Genomic DNA, 13,279 nt, shown 5'->3' with positions numbered 1-13,279 from the left:
GGAGCGGCTACAGGCAGCCCCGGAACGACTCACACGTAACGCCTTACGCGCCCAGACGCGTGAGCACCGTATCGCGGCCGAGCAGCTCTAGCACGGCGTCGATGGCCGGCGTGTGCGTCGTGCCGACCACCAGCAGACGCACCGGCATCGCGAGCTGCGGCATCTTCATGCCGTGCTGCGCGAGCGTAGCCTTGAAAGCGGGCGAAATCGCTTCCTTCTTCCACTCCGGCAGCGCCGCCAGTGCGGTGGCCAGATCCTTCACCGCCGCACGCGCGGCATCCGTCATGTGCTGGGCCAGATCGGCTTCCGACGGCACAGGCTTGCGGTAGAACATTTCGGCGCTTTGCGCGATGTCCTTGATCGTGTTCGCACGATCCTTGAACAGCGCGACCACACCGGCGAGCGACGGGCCGCCTTCGACTGACACACCCGCCTTTTGCAAGAACGGATCGGTCAGCCCGGCCAAACGCTCGTTGTCGGCCTGTTTCAGATACTGGTTGTTCAGCCACAGCAGCTTTTCGGGATTGTGCTGCGCCGGCGACTTGCCCAGATGTTCGAGATCGAACCACGCAACGAACTGCTCGCGCGTGAAGACTTCCGCATCGCCGTGCGCCCAGCCCAGACGCGCCAGGTAATTCACCACGGCTTCAGGCAGGAACCCCTCTTCGCGATACTGAACCACGCTCATGGCGCCATTGCGCTTGGACATCTTCTCGCCCTGGTCGTTGAGCACCGTGGGCAAGTGCGCATACACCGGCGGCTGCTTGCCGAGCGCTTCAAAGATGTTGATCTGACGCGGCGTGTTGTTCACATGGTCGTCGCCGCGAATCACGTGCGTGATGTCCATGTCGATGTCGTCGACCACGACGCAGAAGTTGTACGTCGGCGTGCCGTCCGGGCGCGCGATCACGAGGTCGTCGAGTTCTTCGTTCGAGATCTCGATGCGGCCCTTCACCGCATCTTCCCACACCACGCTGCCGCTGAGCGGGTTCTTGAAGCGCAGCACCGGCTGCACGCCAGCAGGTGGCTCGGGCAGCACCTTGCCCGGTTCCGGACGCCAGCGGCCGTCGTAACGCGGCTTCTCGCCGCGCGCACGCTGCTGCTCGCGCAACTCGTCGAGTTCTTCCACGCTCATGTAGCACGGATAAACATGCCCGGCCGTCTTCAGTTGCGCGAGCACTTCGCGGTAGCGATCCATGCGCTGCATCTGGTAGAACGGGCCTTCGTCGTAATCGAGGCCGAGCCATTCCATGCCTTCGAGAATGACCTGCACGGCTTCCGGGGTCGAGCGCTCGAGATCGGTGTCTTCGATGCGCAGCACGAACGTGCCTTTGTTGTGACGCGCAAAAGCCCACGGATAGAGAGCGGAACGAATATTGCCCAGATGGATGAATCCGGTCGGGCTAGGCGCAAAGCGGGTGCGGACAGTGGTCATGGTTTGGCTTCGGTGCATCGCGTTGGCAACAAACAAAAACGCCCGCGGCGGAGGGTCTCGCGCAGGCGGGTCGCCAACATTCGGAAGCCGTCATTATATCAGCCGAGTGCGTGCATTCGCGGCACAGTCCGAGCGCGGGATCGGAATTTCCCTCCATCCGCGTCGGACGCCGCCCCCCGCGCGCGTCCGATGCGGCCCCGTCACCTCGGAACGATGCCCGGCAAAACGCCGCTGGACGCGACGCCGTGCCAAGGTTTCAGAGCTTGGCGAGCGAGACCTCGGTCGCCTTGACGAGGGCCACGACTTCGGAGCCGACGTCCAGCCGCAGTTCGTCGATCGAGCGCGTGGTGATGACCGACGTCACGATGCCGCTTGGCGTTTCGACATCCACTTCGGACAGCACCGGGCCGCGCAGGATTTCTCGAATACGGCCCTTGAACTGGTTACGGACGTTGATAGCGGTGATACCCATGATGAACTCCTGTGTTCGGAAAAGAGAGCGAAGAAACGAATGAACGGATGCCGTCAGACAGCCCAGCGCACGGTTGCCGCCGGCCACAGCGGCTCGGGTGCGGGAATGTGGGCGCCGGCTGAGGGTTCGGTTTGGAGCACACGTGCGAGTACCCGGGCCTCAAGTCCGGCAAACTCGACACTGCCGCGAGCGCGCGGACGCGCCAGCGACACCGATTGATCAAGACCCAACTGCCCTTGCTCGATGAGCACCACGCGATCGGCCAGCGCCACCGCCTCCTGCACATCGTGCGTGACAAGCAATGCCGTGAAGCCATGGGCACGCCACAGACGTTCAATCAGGGCATGCATTTCGATACGCGTGAGCGCGTCGAGCGCACCGAGCGGCTCGTCCAGCAGCAGCAAGTCGGGTTGATGCACCAAGGCGCGTGCGAGCGCCACGCGCTGGCGCTGGCCGCCCGACAACTGACTCGGCCAGTCGTTTGCGCGCTCGGCCAGACCGACTTCGCCCAGCACGTCCAGTGCCTTGGCGTGCGACGATTTCGGCAGCCCGAGCGCGACGTTTTCCAGCACCGTGCGCCACGGCAGCAGACGCGCGTCCTGAAACATGATGCGTGTGGACACCGCGCCGGACGCACCACCGAGCGCACGTCCGTCGAGCGTAATGCGCCCCGCGTCGGGCGTCTCGAGGCCCGCGATCAGTCGCAGCAGTGTCGACTTGCCGCAGCCGCTGCGCCCCACGATGGCGGCAAACCCGCCGCGCGGAATGGTCAGTGAGAAGTCGGAGAGCACCGGACGAGCGCCGTAACGCTTGCCGACACTGTCGATACGCAGGCCAGCCGTCGATGCCGGGGCATCCATGTCGCTCGCCGGATGCACCACTTTAAGATTCGTCCCCGGTGCAGTGCGCGGCACGGCGTGGCCGGCAACGTTCGGACCGAGCGGCAGTTGCGTGCCGAACGGATCGGCTTGCGGATCGAGCGGCAAGCGGCCTGCGGCGCGCTGCTCGGCCGTCCATTCGGCCTCGATGTCGACGCCCGAGACCGGGGCCAATTGTTGTGCACTCATGCGGCGGCTCCTCGTTGAAAGGCCGGATGCCAACGCAACCAGCGAAATTCCAGTTCTTTGGCCAGCACATCGGCCAGCTTGCCGAGCAAGGCGTACAGCAGAATCCCCACGAGCACGATGTCGGTCTGGAGAAACTCCCGGGCGTTCATCGTCAGATAACCGATACCCGACTGCGCCGAGATGGTTTCCGCAACGATCAGCGTCACCCACATCAAGCCCAGCGAGAAGCGCACGCCCACCAGAATCGACGGTAGCGCGCCGGGCAGAATCACATCTCGATACAGCGCCCATCCCCGCAAACCGTAACTGCGCGCCATCTCCACCAGCGCCGGATCGACGGCACGAATGCCTGCATACGTATTCAGATACATCGGGAAGAACACCCCGATGGACACCAGGAACAGCTTGGCCTTCTCATCGATGCCGAACCACAGGATCACAAGCGGAATGAGTGCCAGATGCGGGATGTTGCGCAGCATCTGGAACGACGAATCGAGTGCCGTTTCCGCCACACGCGACAAGCCGGTCAGCATGCCGAGCAACAGACCGAGGCCACCGCCGATCAGAAAGCCGATCACTGCGCGACCGGTCGACACGCCGATGTCACGCCAGATCTGGCCGCTCGCGGCGAGTTGCCAGGCAGCGTCGACCACGGCCGACGGCGCGGGCAGCACCCGTGTCGACAGCCAGCCTTGCTGCGCGGCCAATTGCCAGAGCGCCACCAGCACGATGGGCACGGCCCACGGCGCAAGCCGTCTCGCTACCGTGCGCCGGTAGCGTTGCAGCGCACCTCCGCCGCTAGCGATGGGGACCGCAGCCTGTGTATCGGTCAAGGTGGATTGCGTCATACAAATTTCTCCCCGAGGCATCGCGGCCTCGCTTCTCTTCAATTCATGGTGAGGCGGGTTCGACGCTGTGCAGCGCATGCCGCGCGTTCAGCTTTGCGACGCCTTCGGCACGATGTTGTTGGCCATGACCTCGCCAACTGGCCCTGCCAGCGGGACATTGCCGAGCCGTTCGCGCACATTGCGCGGTAAATGCGGGAACACCCGTTCGGCGAAGCGATACGCCTCTTCGAGATGCGGATATCCCGACAGAATGAAGGTATCGATGCCCAGATCGGCGTACTCGCGCAGACGCTGCGCCACAGTCGGCCCGTCGCCCACGAGTGCCGTGCCTGCCCCGCCGCGCACGAGCCCCACGCCCGCCCACAGATTCGGCGCGATCACGAGCTTGTCGCGGCGTCCGCCATGCAGCGCCGCCATGCGCCGCTGGCCTTCCGAATCCATCTTCGCGAACTGCGCCTGAACACGCGCGATGGTCTCGTCGTCGAGCTTGCTGATAAGGGTATCGGCCGCGCGCCACGCGTCGTCTTCCGTCTCACGCACGATCACATGCAGACGCAAGCCGAAGCGCAACGTGCGTCCCAGTCTGGCGGCACGCGCACGCACATCGGCGATCTTCTCGGCCACGTCGGCCAGCGGCTCACCCCACGTCAGATAGACGTCGAGTTGCTCGGCCGCGATCTGACGCGCCACCTCCGACGAGCCACCGAAGTACAGCGGCGGATGCGGCGTTTGCACCGGCGGAAAGAACAGCTTCGCGCCCTTGGCTCGCAGATGCTTGCCTTCGAAATCGACGCTCTCGCCGCTGTGCGATTTCTCGAACAGTGAACGCCAGATGCGCAGGAACTCGTCGGTGACGGCGTAACGCTCGGCGTGGTCGGCGAAGAAGCCGTCGCCTTCGAGTTCGCCCGCGTCACCGCCTGTGACGACGTTGATCAACAGCCTGCCCCCCGACAGGCGATCGAACGTCGACGCCATGCGCGCAGTAAGCGCGGGCGAAGCAATCCCCGGGCGTACGGCGACGAGAAACTTCAGATGGCGCGTGGCGCCGATGAGGCTCGATGCCGTCACCCAGGCGTCTTCGCAAGAACGCCCGGTGGGCAGCAACACCCCCTCGTATCCGAGCGAATCGACGGCGCTGGCGATCTGCCGCGCGTAATCGAAATCGAACACCCGTCCGCCGTCGGATGTCCCCAGGTAACGCGTATCGCCGTGCGTCGGAATGAACCAGAAGACTTGCATGCGAACTCCGGCACTCAGGCGGCGAGCGTTGCCCGGGCTGCGGCAGTGCGCGCGGCAGCGGCCGCCGTGGCCGGCCACTGACGAATCACCTCGCGTTCATGCAGCCACTGCGAGAGCTGATCGACCGTGGTGCCCAGACGCTCGGCGATCGGCGCATCGAGCGTGGCGCCCTCTTCCTTCGGCACCTGCTGATCGACAGCGAACACGCCGCGCAGAATGTGCTGCGCGCCAAGAGCGGAAAGCACCGGCTTGAGTGCGTAATCGAGCGCGAGCAGATGCGCAGGGCTGCCCCCTGTGGCAAACGGTGCAACCAGCTTGTCGGCAAGACCGTCTTGCGGCAGCACATCGAGAAAGGCTTTGAGCAGGCCGCTGTAGGCGGCCTTGTACACCGGCGTCGCGACAATCACGGCTTGCGCACCCGCGACTTGCGCAAGCGCATGGCGAAGGTCGTCGTGCGACGTGTCGGCGGCGAGCAGCGCTGCCGGCGAGAGCGCGCGAATGTCGATGCGGCGCACCGCAATGCCGGCCGCAGCCAGTTCGGATTCGACAAAACGCAGCAAACGGGCGCTGCGCGAGGCGGCCGACGGGCTGCCCGAGATCGTGACGGCGTATGTCATACTTCCCTGCCAAAGACGGGCCGTACGCGTGCTGGCACGCTGGCCCTGAGGAATCGAAGCGCACCGGGCGCATAACGGCCCGACGGGCGGCTCGCACGGTGCTGACCGGATCGTCCCGGCTACTGGAGAATCAGTGTAGCGATCCGCCCTGCGCACCCGAACCAATGAATCCGGGATTGCTTTGCGCGTTTTTTCATAACCTGAAGTCATGCACCTTCCGCGACTTATTCCTCAGGACGGTGCTAACGTTTGATTCCCCAGCGTTTGCCGTTTTCACATCACCCCATCATGTCTGCCCCGATCCTCGAACTGCGCGAGTACCGCCCGACCGACAGCACCGACACGCACGATTTTCATCAGGTCGTGATCGGACTCTCGGGGCGCATGTCGATTTCGCTGGACGGCGACGCCACGCAATCCGGTCGTGTCGGGGCGCGTAACGGTGTCGTGATCCCGGCGGGCGTGCGGCACGACTATCGGGGCGACGGGCCCAATCGACAGGTCGTGCTGGATGTGCCGTCGCACCTCGCCACAATGACAGGCACAGAACGGGCGTTCTCATACGAGGCGTTTTTTGCGCTCGACGCAAAGCTGCTGGCACTGGTCCAACAGGTAAGCGCGCGCGTGGACGACGGATGCCCCCTGAGCGCGGACGATCCGGTCGTGTGTGAGTGGCTTGCCGCGCTTATGGCGCGCCTGGCCCCGGCGCGGCCCGCGTTACGCTCTGTCCGGCTAGATCTGGCGCGCATCGACGCGCGGCTGCAAGCCGAACTGGCCACGCCGCTCGATACGGCTACGCTGGCACAGGAAGCTGGAATGAGCGTGCGGCATTTTCACGATTGCTTCGTGGCGATGACCGGCGAGACACCTCACCGGCATCTGATGCGCCTTCGGCTCGCGCGCGCCGCGTCGCTGCTGACGAATAGCGACGCAACGCTCGCCGACATCGCACTCGATGTGGGGTTCAACGACCAGAGCGCCCTCACCCACGCCTTCCGTCGGCACTTCCATCAAACGCCCGCTATCTGGCGTCGCGAACACACCGGGGGCGGCGTCACCGCCTCAGTCAACTGATCCGACTGCGCCCGTTGCGCCGCCCGGGCCGGCTTCCGTCTGCCGAAATTCACAAGCCAGGCCCGGCCGCAACACGCTACGCTTTGCGCCTATTCATCCATCGACAAAGAAATAGGGAACAGGACATGGCCGAGACCATCGAGTGGCAGGACTTCGAGAAGATCGATTTGCGCGTGGGCACGATTGTGGCGGCCCGCGTCAATGAGAAAGCGAAGAAGCCCGCCTACGTGCTGGACGTCAATCTGGGGGACTTGGGCGTGAAGACATCCAGCGCGCAGCTCACCGTCCATTACACCCCAGAGGCGCTCGTCGGCAGACAGGTGCTGTGCGTGTGCAATTTCGCGCCCAAGCGCATCGCCGGCGTTGTCTCGGAAGTGCTGGTGACCGGCTTTGCCGACACCACTGGCGCCATCGTCCTCGCGGGGGTAGAACGCGCCGTCCCCAACGGCGCGCGTCTGCACTAACCGGACTGCCCGGGGCCACGAAGGTCATTGCCGACCATCAACGGCCACGGCAGGCCGCCGGGCGATCCGTTCGGAAACATCCGAATACCGAATGGCATTCGTCAGAAAATTTCTGGACGTATGACACCAAATCCCCAATCTTCGGTCGAATTCCGACGTCGGCCGATCCCGGTCCGCCGGCGATAGACAGGCACGCAACGACGTGCGCGAAATCATGGGGGACATCATCTTGAAATCACTGCTTTACCGCCTTTGTCTCGGGCTGGGCGGACTCGCCCTGTTCTGGGCGCTCGGCATGCTCGGCGCCAGCGAATACGGCAAGAGCGCGGCGCTCATGGCGACGGCCCTGCCGGGACTCGCCGGCCTTTGCCTGCTATTACGCGCGCGTGCGGCGTGGCTGAGCGCGACAACGCTCTGCGTCATTGCCACCTTCTTCCTCGACGCGGCGACCAAAGGGTTCCTGCGCGATTACTTCGGCCTGCGTCCGAATCATCTGCTGGTGTTGCAGGCGGTGTTCAACACCAACCCGTCGGAGACTGGCGAGTTCTTTCGTCACAACTGGCGCGACATCGCCGAGGCGAGCGCCGTCTTCGTGATGCTGATGTCGGCCGTGATCGTGCTGGAGCGCCGCCTGTCGCGCATTGAGGCGACGAGCGCCCCGCCTTCGCTGCGCCGCAGCGGCAAGATCGCCGTTGCCAGCCTGCTCACCGGCTTCCTCGCGCTGCACCTGAATCCGACGATGGCCAAGGAGAACCCGTTGCTCTACTGGCCCATTCGCTATCTCGACTATCAGGGACAGTTGGCCCACGCCGACAAGCTGCAACGCGAACTCGAGCGCAACATGGCGCAGCGCGCCGACTGGCGCGTGCAATATCACGGGCCTGAGCGCAAGACTGTCGTGTGGGTGATCGGCGAGAGCCTGAACCGCGATAACATGTCGCTCTACGGCTACGCGCGAAATACCACGCCGATGCTCAACTCGATGCGCGACGACCTCACCGTGTTCCGCGATGTGGTGTCGTCGGAGCCGGCGACGATGGCGTCGCTCATGAAGATGCTCACGCCGGCGAGCCTCGACGATCCCGAGGCCTGGACGCGTCAGCCCGATCTCGTAATGCTCGCCCGGGAAGCCGGGTATCGCACCTATTGGATCTCGAATCAGGTGCCCAACGACGGCTGGCTCGGGCTGGTGGCCAATCGCGCCGACGAGCGCGTCTTCATCAACAAGGGGTTTGGGCGGGGCGAGAACAATTTCGATGGCAATCTGCTGCCCGACTTCGACACCGCGCTCTCGAGCGACGCGCCTCGCAAGCTCATCATCGTACATTTGCTGGGCGCGCATCCGACCTACGATATGCGCTACCCCGAGGAGTTCGCGCGCTTCGACAACAGCGACGACGCCGTCATGACCGCACTCGAGGCACAAGGCCGCTCGCTGTGGGTACGACGTCTGCGCAACGAGTACGACAACGCGATGGCGTACAACGATTACGTCGTTGCCAATCTGATCCGCAAGACCATGTCGGCCACGGCATCGACCGACGCCAGCCTGCTGTTCAGTTCCGATCATGCACAGGAAGTCGGTCATACGCGCAATCATACGGGGCAGTCAGTCGCAGATGCCTCGGGCTACGAAATTCCGATGCTTGTCTGGACTCGCGACAAGATCGATTCGCAAACACGCGCCGCGCTTGAATCGCGGCCGTATCAGACCGACCAGATCGAACACACGATACTGGGCATGCTCGATATCGACTCGGCGTACTACGACGCCTCGCACGATGTGTTGAGCGACACGTTCCGGCCACGCCCGCGCAGCATCAACGGGCAAGCCTACTGAGGCGAGCCCGCCTGCCCAGTTAACGGCCCGTCGCCGGCAAGCGGCGACAAAAAAAGCCGATGCGATTGCTCGCATCGGCCTTCTCCCTTAGCAGGTACGCGTCAGACTTCCAGACGCGTCACGAACTTCGGCTGCAGATACGCCTCGAGGGCTTCCGGCCCCCCCTCCGAACCGTAACCGCTATCCTTCACGCCGCCGAACGGCACTTCCGGCAACGCCAGACCCGCATGGTTGATCGTCAGCATACCGCTCTCGACGCGCGCCGACAGACGATGCGCCGTGCCTTGCGACGTCGTGTACGCGTAGGCCGCCAAACCATACGGCAGACGGTTCGCCTCGGCAATGGCTTCCTCTTCCGTATCGAACGGGTTGACGATGGCTACCGGGCCGAACGGCTCTTCATGCATGATCTTCGCGCTCATCGGCACGTTGCACAGCACCGTTGGCGCGTAGAAGTGGCCGCCTTCGGCCGCACGCTTGCCGCCGGTCTTGAGCTGCGCACCGTTGGCGACGGCGTCGTCCACGATGGCGCTGATCGCTTCGAAACGCTTGCCGTTGACCAGCGGGCCCATGGTCGTCTCCGGGTCGAGGCCGTTACCCACGCGCAACGATTCGGCGGCCTTCACGAAGGCGTCGACGAACTGATCGTAGACACCGCGTTGCACGAGAAAACGCGTCGGGGCGACACAGACCTGGCCGGCGTTGCGGAACTTGCCTGCGGCGAGGTTGCGCACGGCCGCCGCGATGTCCGCGTCGTTGAAAATCAGCGCCGGGGCATGACCGCCGAGTTCCATCGTCACGCGCTTCATGTGCAGACCGGCCATCGCGGCCAGTTGCTTGCCCACCGGCGTGGAGCCCGTGAACGACACCTTGCGGACGGTCGGGTGCGGAATCAGGTACGACGAAATTTCAGCCGGCACGCCGTACACGAGGTTGAGCACACCGTCGGGCAGACCGGCATCCGCGAAGGCGCGAATCAGAGCGGCCGGCGACGCAGGCGTCTCTTCCGCGGCCTTCACGATCACCGAACAACCGGCAGCCAAGGCAGCCGAGACCTTGCGCACGACTTGATTGACCGGGAAATTCCACGGCGTGAATGCCGCCACCGCGCCGACCGGCGACTGGATCACCATCTGGTAGACGTTCGGCACACGCGCCGGGATCAGTCGCCCGTAGGCACGCTTACCTTCTTCCGCGAAAAATTCGATGATGTCGGCAGCCGAAAGCACTTCGCCCTTGGCTTCGCCAATGGGCTTGCCCTGCTCCATCGTCATCTGACGCGCGATATCGCCGACACGCTCGCGCAGCAGACCGGCAGCCTTACGCATGAGTTTCGCGCGCTCGAACGGGGCGATTTCGCGCCACTTGGCAAAGCCGGCTTCGGCGGCGGCCAGGGCGGCGTCCAGGTCCGGCTGGGTAGCGCGCGCCACCGTACCGATGATCTCGCCCGTAGCCGGGTTCTCGATCGGCAGCGTGAGGCCTTCCGCGCCCGCCTTCCACTGTCCATTGATGAAAAGTTCTACGTTGTGCGACATGCTGAAGTCTCCGGTTGGCAACACGCCCGACAGAATAACGCAGGCTAGAGATTCCTGTTGCCCTCCCACCGCAGCCGTGCGCGGCGGCGTGGGCAACCATGTCGTCACATGAAAACGAAAAAAAAAGCCGGCAGCGCAGGGAGTGTCTCCCCCCAACGCTACCGGCCCTCGTGGGCTCGGGCTACGCGGTCTTGCCTTCAGTGACAAGGCATCGAAACACCCGGACCACGTCTCAGCCCGCCAGAATTTCCTTCAATGCCTGTGTGAAGGTCTGGCACTCGGCCTCGGTGCCCACGGTGATGCGCAGGAACTGCGCCACGCGCGCGTGCTTGAAGTGCCGCACGATGATCGAGCGCTCCCGCAGGGCAGCGGCCAGTTGTGCCGCATCGTGCGACGGGTGACGCGCGAACACGAAGTTCGCCGTCGACGGCAGCACGTCGAAGCCAAGCGCTTCCAGACGCGTCACCAATCCCTCTCGGCTTGCGATCACGGCCTGACGGGTCTGTTCGAAATACGCGTCGTCTTCGACGGCCGCGACACCGGCCGCCTGCGCGAGACGGTCAAGCGGGTACGAGTTGAAGCTGTTCTTCACGCGCTCGAGCGCTTCGATCAGATCCGGATGCCCGATGGCGAAGCCCAGGCGCAAGCCGGCCAGCGAGCGCGATTTCGACAGCGTTTGCACCACCAGCAGGTTCGGATACTTCGCGATCAGCCCCGCAGCGCTCTCGCCGCCGAAGTCGATATAGGCCTCGTCGATCACCACGACAGAATCCGGATTCCCCGCCAACAGGCGCTCGATCTCGCCGGAGGCCAGCACGCGGCCTGTCGGCGCGTTCGGATTCGGGAAAATGACGCCGCCATTCGGCTTGAGATAATCGTCGACGCGAATCTCGAACGTCTCGGTCAGCGGCACGTTCTCGAACGCCACGCCGTAAAGCCCGCAATACACCGGGTAGAAGCTGTACGTGATGTCCGGAAACAGAATCGGCTTGTCGTGCTTCAGCAACCCCTGAAAGACATTCGCCAGGACTTCGTCCGACCCATTGCCCACGTGCACGTTGGCCACTTCGAGCCCGAAGCGCGTGGCGATGGCCTGCTTGAAACGGCGCGCGTCGGGATCGGGATACAGCTTGAGCGCGTCGGCATCGCTGCCGAGCGCCTCGCGAATCGCAGCCAGCACACGCGGCGACGGACCGTACGGATTCTCGTTGGTATTGAGCTTGATGAGACGCTGCATCTGCGGCTGCTCACCGGGGACATAGGGCGTCAGATCGGCAACGCCCGCACTCCAGAATCGACTCATGAAGACGGCTCCGCTCAGCTAACGAAACCGCGAGCCAGATCGGCCCGAATGTCGGCGGGCGACTCCAGTCCCACCGCCAGACGAATCAGACCTTCCGTGATGCCCGCGGCGGCGCGTGCTTCCGGCGTGATGCGACCGTGCGTCGTGCTCGCCGGGTGCGTGATCGTCGTACGCGTATCGCCCAGGTTGCCGGTAATCGAGCACACGCGCGTGTTGTCGATCACGCGCCATGCGTTCTCGCGCTGCTCGGCGGGCGTCGCCCCCTTGAGTTCGAACGCGACAATCGCCCCGCCCGCCTTCTGCTGATGCTGCGCAAGTTCATACTGCGGATGCGACGGCAGCCCGGGGTAGAACACGCGAGCCACCTGCGGTTGCTGTTCCAGCCATTGCGCAATGGCGAGCGCATTGGCCGATTGCTTCTCGATGCGCAGCGACAGCGTCTCCAAGCCCTTGAGCAACACCCAGGCGTTGAACGCCGAGAGGGTCGGACCCGCGCTGCGCACGAACGTGAAAATCTTGCCCATGATGAAGTCTTTCTTGCCGACGATCGCGCCGCCCAGCACACGGCCTTGCCCGTCGAGGTACTTCGTTGCCGAGTGCACGACGACGTCCGCACCATACTCGATGGGGCGCTGCAATGCCGGCGTACAGAAGCAGTTGTCGACGACGAACAGGGCGCCCGCTTCCTTGGCGATCTTGCCGATGGCGGTGATATCGGCGATATCCGTGAGCGGGTTGGACGGCGTTTCGAGGAAGAACATCTTCGTGTTCGGACGAATCGCGGCGCGCCACGCGTCGAGATCGGTCGGATCGACGAAGGTCGTCTCGACACCGAAGCGGCTGAAAATCGTGGAGAAGACGTTCAGCGTGGAGCCGAAAATGCTCTGCGAGCTGACGAGGTGATCCCCCGCCGAGAGGGTGGCCATGACAACCGAGACAATGGCGCTCATGCCCGAGGCGGTCGCCATGCAGGCCTCGCCGCCTTCGAGCGCCGCCAGACGGTCCTGAAACATCGACACGGTGGGATTGGTGAAGCGCGAGTAGGTGAATCCCTCCTCCGAATGCGCGAAGCGTTCGGCGGCCTCGGCCGCGCTCTTGAATACGAAACTCGAGGTCAGGTAAAGCGCCTCGGAATGCTCACCAAACTCGGAGCGCTGCGTGCCCGCGCGCACCGCCAGGGTATCGAAGTCGAAGGAGTCCATCGTGTATCTCGTGATTGGGTTGGCCCGATCGCCGGCCAAAAAAAGAAAAGCCCGTTTCGCTATTCAGCAAAACGGGCTCGAAATCCATCTGTCTAGGCCTCGCTTTAGCTGTTTCGGGGATGTTCCCCCACGTCCGCAAGCTGAAATCAAATCGACGTGAAATGCAGTGTAGCACGTTGCAGG

At 64.0% G+C, this 13,279-nt stretch carries 12 protein-coding genes; 3 read left to right on the top strand and 9 right to left on the bottom strand.

Features of this window, described 5'->3' with window-relative positions; translation table 11 throughout:
* Positions 1–43: 43 nt before the first annotated feature.
* From gltX to ssuE, 6 genes are all read right to left on the bottom strand, one after another.
* Complete coding sequence (gene gltX, locus PHO31112_RS05445; RefSeq protein ID WP_150619563.1) at positions 44–1,435, bottom strand: glutamate--tRNA ligase; 1,392 nt, start codon at positions 1,433–1,435, stop codon at positions 44–46.
* Between the two features lie 256 nt (positions 1,436–1,691).
* Positions 1,692–1,907 (bottom strand): TOBE domain-containing protein, encoded by a 216-nt coding sequence (locus tag PHO31112_RS05440; RefSeq protein ID WP_010807342.1) that lies wholly within the window; start codon positions 1,905–1,907, stop codon positions 1,692–1,694.
* 53 nt (positions 1,908–1,960) lie between these two features.
* Entirely contained in the window at positions 1,961–2,974 is a 1,014-nt protein-coding gene (locus PHO31112_RS05435; protein ID WP_150619562.1) for an ATP-binding cassette domain-containing protein, read from the bottom strand.
* Positions 2,971–3,822 (bottom strand): aliphatic sulfonate ABC transporter permease SsuC, encoded by an 852-nt coding sequence (gene ssuC / locus PHO31112_RS05430; protein WP_150619561.1) that lies wholly within the window; start codon positions 3,820–3,822, stop codon positions 2,971–2,973. The genes PHO31112_RS05435 and ssuC overlap by 4 nt, the downstream gene beginning before the upstream one ends.
* Positions 3,823–3,909: 87 nt before the next feature.
* Positions 3,910–5,061, bottom strand: a complete 1,152-nt coding sequence (gene ssuD / locus PHO31112_RS05425) for an FMNH2-dependent alkanesulfonate monooxygenase (RefSeq protein WP_150619560.1) — start codon at positions 5,059–5,061, stop codon at positions 3,910–3,912.
* Between the two features lie 14 nt (positions 5,062–5,075).
* Positions 5,076–5,678 (bottom strand): NADPH-dependent FMN reductase, encoded by a 603-nt coding sequence (gene ssuE / locus PHO31112_RS05420; protein ID WP_150619559.1) that lies wholly within the window; start codon positions 5,676–5,678, stop codon positions 5,076–5,078.
* Between the two features lie 288 nt (positions 5,679–5,966).
* On the opposite strand from ssuE, the gene PHO31112_RS05415 reads away from it, so the two are divergent.
* The 3 genes from PHO31112_RS05415 to PHO31112_RS05405 all read left to right on the top strand — a co-directional run bounded on the left by PHO31112_RS05415 (position 5,967) and on the right by PHO31112_RS05405 (position 9,056).
* Positions 5,967–6,752: an AraC family transcriptional regulator gene (locus PHO31112_RS05415; RefSeq protein ID WP_150619558.1), complete on the top strand. Its 786-nt coding sequence runs from the start codon at positions 5,967–5,969 to the stop codon at positions 6,750–6,752.
* Positions 6,753–6,877: 125 nt separating this feature from the next.
* The gene (locus PHO31112_RS05410) at positions 6,878–7,216 is read left to right on the top strand and encodes a tRNA-binding protein (protein ID WP_150619557.1); all 339 of its coding nucleotides are present in this window, start codon (positions 6,878–6,880) and stop codon (positions 7,214–7,216) included.
* A gap of 229 nt (positions 7,217–7,445) precedes the next feature.
* The gene (locus PHO31112_RS05405; RefSeq protein WP_150619556.1) at positions 7,446–9,056 is read left to right on the top strand and encodes a phosphoethanolamine transferase; all 1,611 of its coding nucleotides are present in this window, start codon (positions 7,446–7,448) and stop codon (positions 9,054–9,056) included.
* A 101-nt stretch (positions 9,057–9,157) separates the two neighbouring features.
* Here PHO31112_RS05405 and PHO31112_RS05400 read toward each other — a convergent pair whose 3' ends face one another.
* The 3 genes from PHO31112_RS05400 to PHO31112_RS05390 form a co-directional block, all read right to left on the bottom strand.
* Positions 9,158–10,591, bottom strand: a complete 1,434-nt coding sequence (locus PHO31112_RS05400; RefSeq protein ID WP_150619555.1) for an NAD-dependent succinate-semialdehyde dehydrogenase — start codon at positions 10,589–10,591, stop codon at positions 9,158–9,160.
* A 232-nt stretch (positions 10,592–10,823) separates the two neighbouring features.
* Complete coding sequence (gene hisC, locus PHO31112_RS05395) at positions 10,824–11,894, bottom strand: histidinol-phosphate transaminase (RefSeq protein WP_150619554.1); 1,071 nt, start codon at positions 11,892–11,894, stop codon at positions 10,824–10,826.
* A gap of 14 nt (positions 11,895–11,908) precedes the next feature.
* A complete protein-coding gene (locus tag PHO31112_RS05390; RefSeq protein ID WP_150619553.1) occupies positions 11,909–13,096 on the bottom strand; it encodes an O-succinylhomoserine sulfhydrylase in 1,188 nt (395 codons plus the stop codon).
* Positions 13,097–13,279: the final 183 nt, after the last annotated feature.

This window comes from Pandoraea horticolens (assembly GCF_902459555.1).
Classification (GTDB): domain Bacteria; phylum Pseudomonadota; class Gammaproteobacteria; order Burkholderiales; family Burkholderiaceae; genus Pandoraea; species Pandoraea horticolens.
This window is presented reverse-complemented; position numbering and strand designations above follow the sequence as displayed.